The sequence below is a fragment of the Amycolatopsis sp. NPDC047767 genome, assembly GCF_040704195.1.
GTDB lineage: Bacteria > Actinomycetota > Actinomycetes > Mycobacteriales > Pseudonocardiaceae > Amycolatopsis.
The window spans coordinates 110752-127487 of sequence record NZ_JBEYSJ010000012.1 but is presented as its reverse complement, the minus strand read 5'-3'; the positions used below and the strand labels follow the sequence as shown (position 1 = coordinate 127487).

13 protein-coding genes are annotated in these 16736 nt (G+C 71.9%); 9 read left to right on the top strand and 4 right to left on the bottom strand.

Going from position 1 to position 16736, the window contains the following annotated elements; genetic code table 11:
- Positions 1-70: 70 nt before the first annotated feature.
- Positions 71-595, bottom strand: coding sequence for an amino-acid N-acetyltransferase (locus tag AB0878_RS22510; protein ID WP_366582201.1), 525 nt, complete (start codon positions 593-595; stop codon positions 71-73).
- 167 nt (positions 596-762) lie between these two features.
- Between AB0878_RS22510 and AB0878_RS22505 the strand changes: the two genes are divergently transcribed.
- The 9 genes from AB0878_RS22505 to atzF all read left to right on the top strand — a co-directional run bounded on the left by AB0878_RS22505 (position 763) and on the right by atzF (position 13600).
- The gene (locus AB0878_RS22505) at positions 763-2811 is read left to right on the top strand and encodes an acyltransferase family protein (protein WP_366582200.1); all 2049 of its coding nucleotides are present in this window, start codon (positions 763-765) and stop codon (positions 2809-2811) included.
- 527 nt (positions 2812-3338) lie between these two features.
- Positions 3339-6080 carry an AAA family ATPase gene (locus AB0878_RS22500; RefSeq protein WP_366582199.1) on the top strand — a complete coding sequence of 914 codons (2742 nt, stop codon included), beginning with the start codon at positions 3339-3341 and terminating at the stop codon, positions 6078-6080.
- A gap of 118 nt (positions 6081-6198) precedes the next feature.
- Entirely contained in the window at positions 6199-7647 is a 1449-nt protein-coding gene (gene rimO / locus AB0878_RS22495; RefSeq protein WP_366582198.1) for a 30S ribosomal protein S12 methylthiotransferase RimO, read from the top strand.
- A 110-nt stretch (positions 7648-7757) separates the two neighbouring features.
- The gene (pgsA, locus tag AB0878_RS22490) at positions 7758-8354 is read left to right on the top strand and encodes a CDP-diacylglycerol--glycerol-3-phosphate 3-phosphatidyltransferase (protein WP_366582327.1); all 597 of its coding nucleotides are present in this window, start codon (positions 7758-7760) and stop codon (positions 8352-8354) included.
- The gene (locus AB0878_RS22485) at positions 8354-8830 is read left to right on the top strand and encodes a CinA family protein (protein ID WP_366582197.1); all 477 of its coding nucleotides are present in this window, start codon (positions 8354-8356) and stop codon (positions 8828-8830) included. The genes pgsA and AB0878_RS22485 overlap by 1 nt, the downstream gene beginning before the upstream one ends.
- Positions 8831-8930: 100 nt before the next feature.
- On the top strand, positions 8931-9401 hold the full coding sequence (locus tag AB0878_RS22480; protein ID WP_366582196.1) for a helix-turn-helix transcriptional regulator: 471 nt from the start codon (positions 8931-8933) through the stop codon (positions 9399-9401).
- A 240-nt stretch (positions 9402-9641) separates the two neighbouring features.
- Complete coding sequence (locus AB0878_RS22475) at positions 9642-10487, top strand: PspA/IM30 family protein (RefSeq protein WP_360602562.1); 846 nt, start codon at positions 9642-9644, stop codon at positions 10485-10487.
- A gap of 35 nt (positions 10488-10522) precedes the next feature.
- A complete protein-coding gene (locus AB0878_RS22470) occupies positions 10523-11506 on the top strand; it encodes a hypothetical protein (protein WP_366582195.1) in 984 nt (327 codons plus the stop codon).
- 348 nt (positions 11507-11854) lie between these two features.
- Entirely contained in the window at positions 11855-13600 is a 1746-nt protein-coding gene (atzF, locus tag AB0878_RS22465; RefSeq protein WP_366582194.1) for an allophanate hydrolase, read from the top strand.
- Between the two features lie 121 nt (positions 13601-13721).
- Here the strand turns inward: atzF and AB0878_RS22460 are convergent, their stop codons facing one another.
- The 3 genes from AB0878_RS22460 to AB0878_RS22450 all read right to left on the bottom strand — a co-directional run bounded on the left by AB0878_RS22460 (position 13722) and on the right by AB0878_RS22450 (position 16734).
- A complete protein-coding gene (locus AB0878_RS22460) occupies positions 13722-14753 on the bottom strand; it encodes a quinone-dependent dihydroorotate dehydrogenase (protein ID WP_366582193.1) in 1032 nt (343 codons plus the stop codon).
- A gap of 83 nt (positions 14754-14836) precedes the next feature.
- Positions 14837-15403, bottom strand: a complete 567-nt coding sequence (locus tag AB0878_RS22455) for a GNAT family protein (RefSeq protein WP_366582192.1) — start codon at positions 15401-15403, stop codon at positions 14837-14839.
- A 527-nt stretch (positions 15404-15930) separates the two neighbouring features.
- On the bottom strand, positions 15931-16734 hold the full coding sequence (locus AB0878_RS22450) for a DNA-formamidopyrimidine glycosylase family protein (protein ID WP_366582191.1): 804 nt from the start codon (positions 16732-16734) through the stop codon (positions 15931-15933).
- Positions 16735-16736: the final 2 nt, after the last annotated feature.

Genomic DNA, 16736 nt, shown 5'->3' with positions numbered 1-16736 from the left:
TCGTGCGGCGGCGCACGCGGGTCAACGGCACCCGGCCGGTGGCGAGCGAGGCCGGGCTGGAACTGCCGGGCTAGAACTCCAGCAGCATGCGCGAGTTGCCCAGCGTGTTCGGCTTGACGTAGGGCAGGTCCAGGAACTCCGCGACGCCCGGGTCGAGCGAGTGGCGCATCTCCTCGTAGACCTCGTGCGACACGGGCGTGCCGTCGATCTCGACGAAGCCGTGGCGGGTGAAGAACTCCGTCTCGAACGTCAGCACGAACAGGCGCTTGAGGCCCAGGTCGCGCGCCTCGTCGACGAGGCGGCCCACCAGCGCGTGACCGATGCCCCGGCCGCGGGCGGCCTTGTCGACCACGACCGTGCGCAGCTCGGCGATGTCCTCCCACAGCACGTGCAGCGCGGCGGCGCCGAGCACGTCCTCGTCGCCGGTGCCGTCCTCGTCCACCGCCACCCAGAACTCCTGGATCGCCTCGTAGAGCGTGACCAGGTCTTTCTCGAGGAGCACGCGGCCGGCGTCGGCGTCGACCAGTGCTTTGATCTTGCGGACGTCGGCTATGCGAGCGCGGCGGACGGTGGGTCGGACGGAGTCAGGGGGCACACGGTCCAAGATATCGATCGCGGTGCCCGGCGCCCCGGACGGCTCGATCGAGGTACCCCGGATGCGTGAGCGACAGAGCGTTCACGTATAGCTATTGCACGCCCCGACCGATCAGTAGCCGCTCAGAACATCAGGCCGCCGCGCGTGGCCTCTTGGGGAGGAAGTGCATGTCCGGGACCACCGTGGTCGCCCCCGAACGACCCGGTAAGCGTCCGGCGCCCGCCGCGGCGCAGAGCCGCTTCCGGCCCGAGCTGCAGGGCGTGCGAGCCCTCGCCTCGCTGCTGGTCGTGGTCTACCACGTGTGGCTCGACCGGATCTCCGGCGGCGTCGACGTCTTCTTCCTCGTCTCGGGCTTCCTCATCACGGGCCAGCTCTACCGCGCGCTGCTGCGCGGGAAGATCGAGCTGCGGCCGATGTGGGGCCGGATGATCAAGCGGCTCTTCCCGGCCGCGATGACGGTGCTGCTGACGGTGGTGGTCGTCTCCACGCTGCTGCTGCCCGAGGACCGCTGGTTCCAGACCATTCGCGAGGTCTTCGCCTCCGCGCTGTTCTACGAGAACTGGCAGCTGGCCGCCGACTCGGTCGACTACTTCGCCCAGCACAACAGCGCGAGCCTGGTCCAGCACTTCTGGTCGCTGTCGATCCAGGGCCAGTTCTACCTGCTGTGGCCACTGGTCTTCGTCGCGCTCGGCTTCCTCGTCCGCCGCCTCGGGCTGTCGCTGCGCCACACGGTGAACACGCTGCTCATCACGCTGTTCGTGGCCTCGCTGGCGTACTCGGTCTACCTCACCGCGGTCGACCAGCCGCTGGCCTACTTCCACGGCCTCACCCGCGTGTGGGAGTTCGCGCTCGGCGGGCTGATGGTGATGTTCCTCGACGCGTTCACGGTGCCGCGCGGCCTGCGCGTGGTGCTCGGCTGGATCGGCGTGGCCGGGCTGGTGCTGTGCGGCATCGTGCTGCGCGTCGACTCCGTGTTCCCCGGCTGGATCGCCCTGTGGCCGACGCTCTCGGCCGGGCTCGTGCTCGTGGCCGGCCAGACGGACACCGTCTTCGGCGCCGACCGCTGGCTCAGCTCGAAACCGCTGGGCTACCTCGGCAACCTGAGCTTCTCGCTGTACCTGTGGCACTGGCCGGTGCTGGTGTTCTACCTGGTCGTGCGCGACCGCGTGGCCGTCGGGCTGCTCGGCGGCGCGGTGGTGATCGGCGCGTCGTTCGTGCTCTCGATCCTCACCTACCACTTCATCGAGAACCCGATCCGGCTGTCGAAGATCGGCACGGTCAAGCGCTGGGGCGCCTACCGGTTCGGCATCCTCGCGCTGGCGCCGGTGCTGATCGCGGCCGGCGTGTGGGGCACCTACACCTCGGCGCAGGCCAACTACACGATCTCGCTCGCGGACGCCGACCACCCCGGCGCCGCCGCGCACGCGCCCGGGTTCGTCTACCGCGGCTCGGCGGAGCCCTCGATCGTGCCGCCGACGCTGAAGCTGCCCGAAGACTGGGCCGGCATCACCGACGACAAGTGCACGATGTCGCCGCGCAACGAGGAACTGAAGGTCTGCACCCAGAACCCCGACGGCCCGCCGAAGAAACGCGTGGTCCTCGTCGGCGACTCGCACATGCAGCAGTACCTCGCCGCGTTCCTGCCGATGGTGCAGACCGAGGGCTGGGCCGTGACGTCGATGCTGAAGGGCGCGTGCCCGTTCTCCAGCAACGCCGACCTGATGCCCGGCGACCAGCCCTGCATGGACTGGAACAAGGCCGCGGCCGACGAGATCGTCGCGATGCACCCCGACGCCGTGGTCACGCTGGCGAGCGTGAACACCCACGCGGGCGTGCCCGAGACGACCCCGCCGGGCTTCGTGGACCAGTGGTCGGCGATGGACAAGGCCGGCATTCCCGTGGTGGCCCTGCGCGACAACCCGCGGTTCGCGTTCAACATGGCCGCCTGCGTCGCCCAGCAGGGACCGACCAACCCGGCGTGCGTGCTCGACCGAGATGCCGTGCAGCCGGCCACTCCGTCGTACACGAACACGAACGGCGTGCCGGACAACGTGTCGTTCCTGGACTTCACGGATTACTTCTGCGACAAGGACACCTGCCCGCCCGTGGTCGGCAACGTGCTGGTGTACATGGACGACAACCACCTCACCGCCACGTTCCTGACCACGCTGGCCCCCATCGCCGACAAACAGGTGAAGGCCGCGCTGAAGTGGTGATCGCCCCGGATCCCTGATCCCCGTATGCTGCGGCACCGGAAGATCGACAGGGGGAAGCGGGGGACATGACGCGCGCGGGGTGGGACGCGTTCCAGGCCGCCCAGGCCGAGGCGGCGGCGGGCCGGACGACGATGCTGACCGGACCGGACGGCACTTCGTGGCTGCTGGTGCCGGGACAGCCGTGGCAGTGGTCACGACCGGGTGGTGCGTGGCAGTTCGGGGTGGTGCCGCCGGATCCGGCGTACCGGGCCGGCACGCGGATGGTGCCGCCGAACGCCGGTGGGCCGCCGGGTCAGGGTCCGGGGCGATCGGGTCGTGGTGGTCCGTTCGTGCCCGCCGGCCCTGGTGCTCCGGGTGGGCAAGGCGGACGGCCGATGCCGTCCGGGCCACCGCCTGCGCCGCCGATGCGATCCGGGCCTTCGCCGGTCCAGACCGGTTTTCCGCCCGCGCCCCCGGTTCCGTCCGGGCCGGTGCCCGCGCAGCCGCGGCCGGGCCCAGCCACGCCACCGCCGGTCCAGTCCGCGCCGGTGCCGGCTCAACCCGCGCCGGTGCAGAGCCGTCCGGCGGGTCCCGCCGCGCCGCCGGTGCCCGCGCGTCCGGCCGAAAAACCCGTCCGGGTGGAGAACCTCGGCAGCGGGTCGTTCGTCTCCGGCGACGAGTCGGCGGCCGAGTTCGTGAGCCGGGTGGTGCAGGTCGTCTCGTGGGCCGACCGCACGCGGCACGGCCAGGGCGGCTCGGGTGAACCGCCGCCGCCGGAACCGGAGCGGCCCAAGGGCAAACAGGGCGGGCTGATCGACGACCTCGCCCGCAACACCCGCTCGATGACCTTCGACCTGCTCGCCGCCGGCAACCGGGTCTGGGGCCGGAAAGAGCAGGAGCGGTACGAGAAGGCGTACGCCGAGTGGACCGTCGCGTACCGGGAATGGGAGCGCCGCAACGATGCCGGCACCCGCCAGCCGAACCCGCTCGTGCTGCTCGTCGGCGAGCCGCACACCGGGCAGCGGCGGCTGTGGCGATCGGTGCGCGACGGGCTCGGCGCGGCCGAGGTCGGTTTCGAGGACTTCGCCACGGTCGGCGCGGCCGAGGTGCTGGGCGACGACTCCGCCGGCGGCGCGCTGCGCGGGTACGTCTCGCAGCGCACCGACCCGGCGATGATCCTCGTCGAAGACGTCGACGCGCTCTTCGACAAGGATTCCGCGGGGACGCAACGCGCACTGCGGGACTACGCGCACGACCAGAGCAGCTGCCGCCTGCTCGCGCTCGCGGGCACCGAGCGGGTGGTCGAGCGGCTGCGCACCGAGGCGCCGGACCTGCTTTCCGCCGTGCTGCAGTACCGGATGCCGCGGTTCACGCAGCCCGCGCACGCGGCCGCGCTGCTGGACGTCGTCGCGGCCGAACGCTCCTTCGTCCTGCCCCCGGACGTCCGCGACCGGCTGGCTCAGCTGGCGAACCTCTCCGCGGGTGCGCGCGGCGTCGAAGCCCTGCTCGATGCTGCCGGCCGTGAAGCCGTCGCGAGCGGTCCGTCGGCGGACGGCCGGATCCACCTGGCGCTGCACCACCTCGCACCACTCGTCGCCGCGGCCGAGCAGCGGGGCGGGCGCCCGATCGAGGAGCTGCTCGCCGAGCTGGACGAAATGATCGGGCTCGACTCGGTGAAGCAGCGCGTGCGCGCGCTCGTCGCCGAGGCGCAGATCGACGCCCGGCGCCGCGAAGCGGGCCTGCCCATCGCGACCCGCAGCCGGCACCTCGTGCTCACGGGCAACCCGGGCACGGCGAAGACGACCGTCGCGCGGCTGGTCGGGAAGATCTACCAGGCGCTGGGGACGCTGCCGAAGGGCCACGTCGTCGAGGTCGCGCGGCCGGACCTGGTGGGCGAGTACGTCGGCGAGACGTCGAAGAAGACCCGCGCCGTGTGCGAACGCGCGTCCGGCGGCGTGCTCTTCATCGACGAGGCCTACAGCCTCGCACTGGACAAGGACGACGACTACGGCCGCGAGGCCGTCACCGAGCTCCTGCTCCAGATGGAGAACCACCGCGACGACCTCATCGTCTTCGCCGCCGGCTACCCGAAGGAGATGGACGCGTTCCTCGAGACGAACCCGGGCCTGCGCTCGCGGTTCGCCACGCGGATCGAGTTCCCCGACTACACCACCGACGAGCTGGCCGGGATCTACCGCGTCCTCGCGCAGGGCCAGGGCTACGAGCTCGCCGACGACCTCCTCGCGGAACTGCCCGAGGCCATGCGCCGCATCCCGCGCGGGCGCGGCTTCGCCAACGGCCGCTCCGCCCGCGGCGTGCTTGAGTCGACGATCGGCAAGCAGTCGGCCCGGCTCGCGGCCCAGCCGGACACCCCGGCGTCGGCACTGTCCACTTTGGTCGCCGCGGACCTGCCGGGCGTCGGCGAATCCGGCGTCGCCGTCACGGACGACGCCGGCCCCCGCCGTGGTCTCGACGACCTGCTCGCCGAGCTCGACGGCATGATCGGCCTCGACGCGGTGAAGGAGCGCGTGCGCGCGCTCGTCGCCGGGGCGCGGATGGACGCGCGGCGGCGCAAGGCCGGCCTGCCGGTCGGGGCGAGCAGCCGCCACCTCGTCTTCACGGGCAACCCGGGCACCGCGAAGACGACCGTCGCGCGGCTCATGGGGCGGCTGTACCGGGAGCTGGGGCTGCTGTCGTCCGGGCACCTGGTGGAGGTGGCGCGGCCGGACCTGGTCGGGGAGTACCTCGGCCAGACCGCGCCCAAGACGCGCGAGGTGTGCGAACGCGCGCTCGGGGGCGTGCTGTTCATCGACGAGGCCTACAACCTCGTGCAGAGCTACGGCAGCGGCGGCGCGGACTACGGCGACGAGGCCGTCGCCGAGCTGCTGGTGCAGATGGAGAACCACCGCGACGACCTGATCGTCATCGCCGCCGGCTACCCCGCCGACATGGACCGCTTCCTCGACGCCAACGCCGGCCTGCGCTCGCGCTTCGGCGGCACCGTCGAGTTCGCGGACTACACCGACGAGCAGCTCGCGGCGATCTTCACGGCGATGACCGCCCAGCGCGGCTACCGGCTCGCGCCCGAGCTCACCGCCGCGCTGCCCGCCGTCATGGCCGGGCTCGACCGCGGCAGCGGCTTCGCCAACGGGCGCTCGGCCCGCGGCTTGCTGGAGCAGGCGATCGCCGCGCAGGCGCTGCGCCTGGCGGGCCCGGACGTCGACCTGGAGTCCGTGGACGACGCCGAACTGACGCTCCTGACACCGGCGGATCTGCCCTTGCACGGGTGAGGCTCGCCGTGCGCCGCCGGTGGGGGAGCGGGAAAGCCCGCCCACCGGCGGGGCCGGGCCACCGCACTGGGTGACGCCGTCGCCGACCGGCGCGGGTGCGGCGGCTACCCTGAACGTCGTGCCTTCTCCCACCACTGAGCCAGCCCGCAGCCGTCGTGTCTCCCTCGTGACCCTGGGCTGCGCCCGCAATGAGGTCGACTCCGAGGAGCTGGCCGGACGGCTCGCGGCCGGAGGCTGGGAGCTGGCGGCGGACCCCGAGGACTCCGACGTGGTCGTGGTCAACACGTGCGGCTTCGTGGAGTCGGCGAAGAAGGACTCGGTCGACACGCTGCTGGCCGCGTCCGACACCGGCCGCAAGGTCGTGGCCGTCGGGTGCATGGCCGAGCGCTACGGCACGGAGCTGGCCGAGAGCCTGCCCGAAGCCGACGCAGTGCTCGGGTTCGACCACTACGCCGAGCTGTCCGACCGCCTCGACGACGTCGTGGCGGGCCGCACGGTCGCGTCGCACACCCCGTCGGACCGGCGCAAGCTGCTGCCGATCAGCCCGGTGCAGCGGCCCGCCGCCGCGGAAGCCGTGGAGGTTCCCGGGCACGCCCAGCACGGCTGGGGCCCCCGCGTGCTGCGCACCCGGCTCGACGACTCGCCCGTGGCCGCGCTGAAGATCGCGTCCGGCTGCGACCGGCGCTGCTCGTTCTGCGCCATCCCGTCGTTCCGCGGCTCGTTCGTCTCGCGTCAGCCGGAGGAGATCGTCGCCGAGGCGCAGTGGCTCGCCGAGAACGGCGTGAAGGAGCTGTTCCTCGTCAGCGAGAACTCCACCTCCTACGGCAAGGACTTCGGCCGCGACGGCACGCGCGCCCTCGAGCTGCTGCTGCCGCGCCTGGCCGAAATCGACGGCATCGACCGCGTGCGCGTGTCCTACCTGCAGCCCGCCGAGACGCGGCCGCAGCTGGTCAAGGCCATCGCGACCACGCCGGGCGTCGCCGACTACTTCGACCTGTCCTTCCAGCACTCGAGCGAGCAGGTGCTGCGCCGGATGCGCCGGTTCGGGTCCACCGACTCGTTCCTCGCGCTCACCGAGCAGATCCGCGAGTACGCGCCGGAGGCCGGGATCCGCACCAACGTGATCGTCGGGTTCCCCGGCGAGACCGAGGACGACCTCGCGGAGCTCGAACGCTTCCTCACCGGCGCGCGCCTCGACGCCGTGGGCGTGTTCGGCTACTCCGACGAGGACGGCACGGAGGCCGAGACCTTCGACGGCAAGCTCGACCCCGCCGTGGTCACCGAGCGCGTCACCCGGATCTCGGCACTGGTCGAGGAGCTCACCGCCCAGCGGGCCGAGGATCGCATCGGCACGTTCGTGGACGTCCTGGTGGAGCAGGCGGCCGAGGACGGCGACGACGCCGTCGGCCGCGCCGCCCACCAGGCGCCCGAGGTCGACGGCGAGTGCGTGATCCTCGAAGACCCGGACCGCGCCGCCGTCGAGGTGGGCGATCTGGTGCGCTGCGAGGTCGTCGACTCCGCCGGGGTCGACCTGATCGTCCGCCCGGTGCTGGACGCGGACCGGTGAGTGCCGCACCCAGCGACGCCGGCGAGGGCATGACCCGCGCCGCGAAGGTGTCGTCCCCGGGCGCGACCCCCCAGACCCACGAGGTGCCTGCTGAAACGGGGGCCGCCCGCATGCCCGAGCCAGCCGTACCCGAACCGACGCCCGTCCCGACGCTGAACGTCGCGAACCTGCTCACGCTCTCGCGGCTGGTGCTCGTGCCGCTGTTCGTCCTCGCGCTCTTCGCCGGCGACGGCGTGGACACCACGTGGCGCGCGATCGCCACCGGCCTGTTCGTCATCGCCTCGGCCACCGACCAGGTCGACGGCTGGGTCGCCCGCAAGTACGGCCTGATCACCGACTTCGGCAAGATCGCCGACCCCATCGCGGACAAGGCGCTCATCGGCGCCGCGCTCGTCGGCCTCAGCGTGCTGGGCGAGCTGCCGTGGTGGGTCACGATCGTGATCGCGGTCCGGGAGATAGGTGTCACACTTCTGCGCTTCTGGGTGATTCGTCACGGTGTGATCCCTGCGAGCCGCGGCGGCAAGGCGAAGACGATGACGCAGATCCTGGCGATCGTCGTGTACCTGCTGCCGCTGCCGGCCGGGGCCGACCCGGTGCGCTGGGTGCTGATGGGGCTCGCCGTGCTGCTCACCGTGGTCACCGGCGTCGACTACCTGGTCCGCGCGATCCGCCTGCGCGCGGCCGGCCGCCGGGCGACGGGCGCTTGATGGCGGAGCTCGACGCGGCGGCCGCGGAGCTGGTGGCCGTCCTGACCCGGCGCGGGGAGACCGTGGCCACGGCCGAGTCGCTGACCGCCGGGCTGGTGTGCGCCACCGTCGCCCGCATCCCGGGCGCGAGCGTGGTGCTGCGCGGCGGGCTCGTCGTCTACGCCACGGAGCTGAAGGCCGTGCTGGCGGGCGTCGACGAGAAGCTGCTGGCCGAGCACGGCGCCGTGAACCCCGAGGTGGCGGCGCAGCTGGCCGACGGCGCGCGGGAGCGCTGCGGGGCCACGTGGGGCCTGGGGCTGACCGGAGTCGCGGGCCCGACCGCCCAGGACGGAGTGCCGCCGGGCACCGTGCATATCGGGCTCAGCGGGCCTTCGACACGGATCGTCCGTACCCTGGTGGAGACCGGTGACCGGGACATGATCAGGACCGCTTCGGTGCGCTCGGCGTTTTCCCTGCTCGGGGAACATCTACACTGAAAGCGGCGTTCGCCCTTGGCGGACGTACGTGTCAAGTCCTGCGCTCGGGGCACCGCTCTGGGTAACGTAGGAGGCACCAGTTCGGGAAGGGAGGCGCGTGATGACCGTGCTGTTGCGTGAGGCGATCGGTGATCGGCTCCGTCATGCCCGCACCAACCAGCGTCGAACGCTGCGTGACATCTCCCGCGCCGCCAGGGTGAGCCTCGGTTACCTGTCCGAGGTCGAGCGCGGTCAGAAGGAGGCCTCCAGCGAGCTGCTGGCGTCCATCTGCGACGCCCTGGACCTTCCGCTCGGCGAGCTGCTCCACAAGGTCGCGGCCGATGTGTCGGCCCTCGAGTCGGTGGAAGTGGCCCCGGTCGACGAGCGTGTGGTCGACGGCGCCCCGCGGGAGACCGTGCCGGCGGAGCGGGAAGCCACCGCGTCGGCGAGCGGGTTCGAAGGCGGCCGCCTGGTGGGCGAGCTGGTCGGCGACGACTTGTCCGACCTGCGGCTTTCGCCCGGTCCGCGGATGAGTACCCAGCTGCGGACCACGATCGGCGCGCCGAAGCTCGCGTCCACGATCGCGGCTTAGGAACACGCGGAGAAACGCTTCGTACGCGTACGGCCCCGGGTAGTGACCCCGGGGCCGTACGCGTATTCACAGGATCGATCAGGGTCGTCCCTGAATTCCCCCGGGGTCGCCTGGAACGGCAGGGGCTGACCTGACACGATGGAACCCAACGCCGGGGTCGGGACGTTGTGAACTAGGGGAGCGACGCCCCACCTCGAGACAACTCAGGGCCCGTGGGACGCAAGAAGGCAGGCGGAGGAGATGGCCAACCCGTTCGTGAAGTTCTGGAAGTACCTCATGGCGTCGTTCTCGTCGAAAATCGACGAGCACGCCGACCCGAAGGTGCAGATCCAGCAGGCCATCGAGGAGGCACAGCGCAACCACCAGGCGCTGACGCAGCAGGCCGCCTCCGTGATCGGCAACCAGCGCCAGCTGGAGATGAAGCTCAACCGGCAGCTCGGCGAGGTCGAGAAGCTGCAGGCGTCGACCCGGCAGGCCCTGGTGCTCGCCGACGAGGCCCGCGGCAAGGGCGACGAGCAGAAGGCGACCGAGTTCGAGACGGCGGCGGAGAGCTTCGCCGCGCAGCTCGTCACGGCCGAGCAGAGCATCGAAGACCTCAAGACGCTGCACGACCAGTCGCTGCAGGCCGCGGCCCAGGCCAAGAAGGCCGTGGAGCGCAACGCCACGATGCTGCAGCAGAAGCTGGCCGAGCGTACCAAGCTGCTCTCGCAGCTGGAGCAGGCGAAGATGCAGGAGCAGGTCTCCGCTTCGCTGAACCAGATGAGCCAGCTGGCCGCGCCGGGCAACACGCCGTCGCTGGAAGAGGTCCGCGACAAGATCGAGAAGCGCTACACCACCGCGCTGGGCCAGGCCGAGCTGGCGCAGAACTCGGTGCAGGGCCGCATGCTCGAGGTGCAGGAGTCCGCCACGCAGATGGCGGGCCACTCGCGTCTGGAGCAGATCCGCGCGTCGATGCGCGGTGACTCCGTCGCGCAGGTCACCGACGGTGGCGGCGCCGCGAAGTCGGCCGGCACGGCGGGCACCGCGGACATCCAGCGTGAGATCCAGGCCCGCGTGCAGGCCGAACAGGGCAAGAACCCGGCCTGACCGCCGGGCGCGAGGACGACTCCCGGGGGTAGGGCATGGCCGGCAGCGGTGGACGGCGGGACTTCAACGAGTTCAACGCCAAGCTCGAGAAGCACATCGAAAAGCTGCCGGAGTACGCCCAGCGTGCCCAGGAGAAGCTGCAGCGGTACTTCCCGCCGGCCGACGAGGCCGGCGGGAAGCCCGCCGCGAGGCCGTCTCCGCCGAAGCGTCCCGCGCCGCCCGTGGTGCGCCGGACCACCGTGCCCACCGCGTTCGCGCAGGTGGCCGGGCAGGTCCCGGCCGTCGCCGAGGCGCGTGCGAAGTGGCAGCGGTGGAACGAACCCGCGGCCAAGCACCGGCGCCGCATCACCCGCACCTCACGGGTGCTGACGCTGTGGCTGCTCATCACGATTTTCCTCGGCGTCCTGACGGTGCTCGCCGGCACGGGCCTGATGGGCGCCGGCGGCACCGACGTGGCCCAGACCGTGCTCGCGGGCTTCGGCACGGTCGTGTTCGGCACGTTCAGCGTGCGGACCGGCCTGAAGCTGCGTGAGCTGAAGAAACTCGAACTGCCGGCGGCGAGCAGCGCGGCCCCGCCGCCGCTGCCCCCGGCCGCCTCGGCCGCGCGCGAACCGATGGAGCGCCTGGCGGAGTCCGAAGCCTCCCTCGGTGAGCTGCTGCGGCAGCTGTCCGTGCCCACCTCGCTGGGCACCACCGCCGTCCCCGAGGTCTCCGTGGCCGACGCCCGGGCCACGGCCCAGGAAGCGGCCCGCGCCCTGCGGGGGCTGGCCGCCCGCATCCAGGCCATCGAACGCGGCCGCAACTCCGCTCCCGAACGCGAGCGCGGTGCGCTGGACGCGGCCGTGGCGAAGCTGCGCGAACAGCTGGACGACGGCATCGAGGGCTTCGGCAGCCTCGTTGCCGCGGCGGGACGCGCGGTCGCGGCCAGCAGCGACGGCATGGGCACGTCCAAGCAGGCGCTGACCGACGCGACCGACCACCTCGCGGGGCTCGCGCTGGCGTTGCGGGACCTGTCCTAGCGGTTCGCCACGCCGGCCGGCGGATTTTTCCGCGGGTGATTTTCCCGCGCGTGCGGATTCCCGTGCGGTGACCGGGTGCTGTGTACGGCACCGGAACGAGCCGGATGGCGCAGTTTCGGTTTCCGGTCGGCCTAGTGGTCGTCACTTCGCGCCGACGGTGGGTGAGTCTCCCCGAATACCGAAACAATGGCGTAATCCGAAACAGCTGGTTACGGAAACGCGTGCGGTTTAACGTTTTTCTCATGAAGTCAGTGGTGGCATCCGCCAGGATCGGCGCCGTGGCCTGAGGTTCCGTGGCGCCGGACGTACACAGTGGACTCATCCGTTCCGTCGAGGAAAGGACCCCCCGTGACCACGCTCCCGCCCGAACCGGAACCCGTGCCCGTCCCGCCGCCCAGCTCGCACCAGCGGGTGGTGGCCGCGTTCGAACGCCTCGCCCAGGTCGACCGGCCCGAACTCTGGATCAGCCTCCGCACATTGGAAGAAGTGCTGGTCGACGCGAAGGCCGTCGACGAGCGCGTCCGCGCCGGCGAGAACCTCCCGCTGGCCGGGACCGTCCTCGCGGTCACGGACGTCGTCGACGTCGCCGGGCTGCCCACCACCGCGGGGTGCCCGGGTTTTTCGCGCGTGCCCGTGACCAGCGCCACGGCGGTCACGCGGCTCACCGGCGCGGGTGCCGTGGTGCTGGGCAAGACGAACCTCGACCAGTTCGCCTCCGGGCTGGCCGGCACGCGCAGCCCGTACGGCGCGGTGGCTTCGGCCGGCGACCCCCAGAAGGTCGCGGGTGGGTCCAGCAGCGGTTCTGCCGTGGCCGTCGCGCTCGGGATCGCCGATCTCGCACTCGGCACTGACACCGCCGGCTCCGGGCGGGTGCCCGCGGCGCTGAACGCGGTCGTCGGCCTCAAGCCGACGCTCGGGCTCGTGCCGAAGACCGGCGTTTTCCCGGCGTCGCCGTCGTTCGACTGCGTTTCGGTGTTCGCGAGCAGCCTCACGCTCGGCCAGCGCGCCCTCGCCGTGCTGACCGGCCCGGACGGCCAGGACGCGTCCGTGCGCCAGTGGCCCGCGGACGTCCGGCTCGGCGCGGGGGAGCGGCCCCGCGTCGCCGTCCCCGACGACGCCGGGCTCGCCGCGTTGTCCGGACCGGCCCGGCGCGCGTTCGGCGTGGCGGTGTCTTCGCTGGAGGCGTCCGGGGCGGTGATCGAGCCGATCGAACTCGGGGTGTTCTTCGAAGCGGGGCAACTGCTCTACGGCAGCGCGCTGGTGGCCGAGCGCTACGCGTCGGCCGGAGACGTCCTCGCCGGAAAGCCTGTGGGTGCGGATCCGACGGTCACCGGCATCGTCGCCGCGGCCGGCACGCATCTGGCCCACGAGCTCGCCGAGGTGCAGGGCCAGGTCGCCCGGCTGCGCGCGGCGGCCCGCGAAGCGCTCGGCGAGTGCGACGCGTTGCTGCTGCCCACTGTGCCCGACCACCCGGACCTCGACGAGGCGCTGGCCGACCCGCTCGGGGTGAGCGCGCGGCTGGGGACGTACAGCGCGTGCGTGAACGTGCTCGACCTCGCCGCCGTGACCGTGCCGGTCGCGCCGGGGGACCAGCGGCCGTTCGGCGTCACGATCGCCGTGCGGGCGTTCGAGGACCAGATCGCGCTCGACCTCGCCGCGATCCTCACCGGGGAGCAGGCTCGCGAGCCCTACCCGGCCGAAGGCGTCGACCTGGTCGTGTTCGGCGCGCACCTGCGTGGCCAGCCCCTGCACGACCAGCTGCGGGGCGCCCGGTTCGTCACCCCGGTCCAGACCGCCGAGCGCTACCGCATGGTCCTGCTCGACACCGACCCGCCGCAGCCCGGCGTGATCCCCGGCAGCGCCACCCTCGACGGCGAACTCTGGCGCCTCTCGCCGGCCGCGTTCGGCCGGTTCGCCGCCGCACTGCCGGAACCCTTCGTCCTCGGCCACGTCGAACTCGAGGACGGCACCACGCCCCTCGCGGTGCTCTGCCCCCCATCCGCCACCGGCGGCGCCCAAACCCTCGACCGCTACGCCTCCTGGCGCGGCTACCTGCGCTTCATCAGCACGGCCGGCGCCCGCTCCGTCAGCTGACGAGACTGCACGGGATCGCACCCGTGCAAAGCGAAGTTGCACGGACAGACCGACGGCGGCGGGCGTCGTCGGTCCGCCGGGCCTGTGGGCTCCGGCTAAGAGCGCGCCGATTTCGGACCGGTCAGGCCGGCCGGCCCGCGATTCCCCGGCTGACGCGGCGCACCAGCGCCGGGCCGTGGAGGGCGAAGCCGGTGTAGAGCTGCACGAGGCTGGCGCCCGCGTCGAGGAGGCGGTGGGCGTCGTCGGGGCCGAGGATGCCGCCGACGCCGATGATGGGGAGCTTGCCGTCCGTGTGGTCGTGGACGAAGCGGACGACGTCGAGCGCGCGGGCGGTGAGGGGGCGGCCGGAGAGGCCGCCGGTCTCGGTGGCGAGGTGGGCTTCGGCCGGGGCGATGCCGTCGCGCGAGAGGGTGGTGTTGGTGGCGATCAGACCCGCCACGCCGTGGTCGAGGCAGACCTCCAGGAGTTCCGCCAGCGCGGAGTCGGTGAGGTCCGGCGCGACCTTCACCAGCAGCGGCGTGCTGCCGCCGAGTTCGCTCGACGTGCGGCGCAGCTCGGCGAGCAGCTCGCCCAGCGCGGCCTTGTCCTGCAGCGCGCGCAGCCCGGGGGTGTTGGGCGAGCTGACGTTGACGGCGAAGTAGTCGGCGTACGGGTGCAGCGCGCGCAGCGAGAAGCGGTAGTCGGCCACGGCCTCGTCGAGGGGCGTGACTTTGGACTTGCCGATGCTGATCCCGAGCGGCACGCGGGGTTTGCCCTGCGCGGCGAGGCGGCGGGCGAGGGCTTCGGCGCCGTCGTTGTTGAAGCCCATCCGGTTGATCACGGCGTCGCTCTCGGGGAGGCTGAACAGCCGCGGCTTCGGGTTGCCCGGCTGCGCGTGCCGCGTGACGGTGCCGACCTCGACGAACCCGAACCCCAGCGCCGGCCACGCCGTGAGCGCGCGGCCGTTCTTGTCCATGCCCGCGGCCAGCCCGACGCGGTTCGGGAAGCGCAGCCCCAGCACGGTGACGGGGTCGTCGATGCCGTAGATCCGCGCGAGCGGCCCGAGCGCGGGTCCCACGCGGCTCAGCAGCCGCACGGTGCGCTCGTGCACCAGCTCGGGGTCGTGGTAGGCCAGCCGGTACAGCCCGGGGCGGGCGATCTTCTCGAAGAGCACGCGCCCATGCTGCCTCATCGGCTCCGCGGCGGCCTTCGGAACCCGGGCCGCTTGTGGCGCCGGTCGCCGTGCGCGGGCGCCGCTCAGCCGGCGACGGTTTCCTTCCACTCGTCTTCGAGCATCGCGTAGACCAGTTCGTCGGTCCACTCGCCCTTGACGATCTCGTTCTCCTTCAGGTGTGCTTCCTTGCGCATCCCGAGGCGTTCCATCAACGCGCTCGACGCGCTGTTGCGCCCGTCGCAGCGCCCGACGATGCGGTGCAGGCCCAGATCTTCGAACCCGAGACGCAGCAGCTCTTTCGTCGCCTCCAGCGCGAGGCCGCGGCCGTGGTGGTCGGGGTGGAAGACGAACCCGATCTCGCCCTGGCGGTGCTCGGAGCTGAGGTACTCGAGGTTGAGGTCGCCGATCAGCTGCCCGGTTTCGGCGAGCTCCACCGCGACGGCGAGGAACTGGCCCTCCTGCGTCAGCGTGGAGCTGTGCACGCGCTTCGCGAGCGCGGCGGCGGATTCGGCCCGGCTGCGTGGTCCCCAGTAGAGGTAGCGGGCGACGTCGGCCCGGGACTGGAAGGAGTTCAGCGCGTCGAGGTCCGCGAGCGTGAACGGGCGCAGGAGCAACCGTTCCGTCGTGATCGGGTAATCGGGCCTCAGCATGCCGTTCAGGCTAGCCACATACGGCCGTTCGGGGTATCTGCCCGGGCCGATTGATCGGCGAAAAAGGGGGATCGATCGCCGGACGGTCGCCCAGCGGGGCCCGACGGCGAGATCTCGTATATGAAGGGGTGCTCCCGGGGCGCCTCTCGGACGCCGTCAAACGTCCGAGTCCAAGCCGGACCGGTGCTCGAAAGCCCCGGGAGCCCGGTGACTGCCTGGTATTCGCTATCAGGCAAACACGCGAAGCAGGCGATGAGCCGAAGGTGGCTCAGGTTGTATCGCTGCTCAAAGTCCCTACGCGTGCCATCCGCTAGCGGACAGCCACCTCACGAGTCCTGTGAGAATACAACTTAGGACCACCTCCTCTCTCGTGTAAGACCACGCTAACCGCGAATGCCGGTGCGCGGCAACATCATTTGGGCGAACTCACGGTTGCCTGCCTGGGATGTCCGAATCCGTTCGCCCGACGCGAACAGGGGGCGCCGAACCGGGGCCCGCGGGCACGCCGTCGCCCAGCCCTCGGCGGTTCAGTCCACCGGGTGCGGACCGGGCTGGCAGCGCGGGCAGAACCACGTGGGCCGCCGGTAGACGCCTTCGCCCTGGTCGTGGACTTCGACCCGGCCGCCGCAGCGGAAACAGCCCTGGCGCGTGCGCTCGTAGACCCAGTTGCGCCGGCCGCGCGCGAGGTCGCCGGTGGTCACCTGCTCGTGGCGCCACGCGTTGGCCACCAGCAGCTTCCGGGCCAGTGCCACGGCCTTCCGGGTGTCCACTTCGGACACCGGCGTCCACGGCGACACCCTGAGCAGGTGGCAGATCTCGACCTTGTACAGGTTGCCGACACCGGCCAGCACGCGCTGGTCGAGCAGCGCGTCACCCAGTTCCCGATCCGGCTGCGCGGCCAGCGCGGTCGCGGCCCGGTCCGCGTGCTCGTCGCTCCACTGTGGATCGAGCAGGTCGGGACCGAGGTGTGCGACGAGGTCGTGTTCCCCTGCCGTGGGCACGAGTTTCAGGTCGTGGAGACGGAAACCGATCGCCTGCACGTCGGCGGTCGCCAGGATCACCCGCGCGTGGTGGGCGGGGGTGCGCCAGCGGCCGCCGGCGGGGTAGATGTCCCAGCTGCCGTCCATGCGCAGGTGGCTGTGGAGCGTGAGGTCGCCGGAGAAGCGCGTGAACAGGTGCTTGCCGACCGTGCCGACCCCGAGCACGTCACGGCCGGAAAGGTCCACAGTGGCCAGTGCGGGGTGGCGGAACTCCCCGCGTACCAGCGTCTTCCCGGCCAGCGCCTTGTCGAGCAGCTTGCCGGCCAGGAAGACGGTGTCGCCCTCGGGCACGG

Excerpts from the sequence above, each read along its gene's own strand:
- AB0878_RS22505 (WP_366582200.1), top strand. The coding sequence starts at position 763 with ATGTCCGGGACCACCGTGGTCGCCCCCGAACGACCCGGTAAGCGTCCG.
- pgsA (WP_366582327.1), top strand. The coding sequence starts at position 7,758 with ATGCCCGAGCCAGCCGTACCCGAACCGACGCCCGTCCCGACGCTGAAC.
- AB0878_RS22485 (WP_366582197.1), top strand. The coding sequence starts at position 8,354 with ATGGCGGAGCTCGACGCGGCGGCCGCGGAGCTGGTGGCCGTCCTGACC.
- AB0878_RS22480 (WP_366582196.1), top strand. The coding sequence starts at position 8,931 with ATGACCGTGCTGTTGCGTGAGGCGATCGGTGATCGGCTCCGTCATGCC.
- AB0878_RS22475 (WP_360602562.1), top strand. The coding sequence starts at position 9,642 with ATGGCCAACCCGTTCGTGAAGTTCTGGAAGTACCTCATGGCGTCGTTC.
- AB0878_RS22470 (WP_366582195.1), top strand. The coding sequence starts at position 10,523 with ATGGCCGGCAGCGGTGGACGGCGGGACTTCAACGAGTTCAACGCCAAG.
- AB0878_RS22455 (WP_366582192.1), bottom strand. The coding sequence starts at position 15,403 with ATGCTGAGGCCCGATTACCCGATCACGACGGAACGGTTGCTCCTGCGC.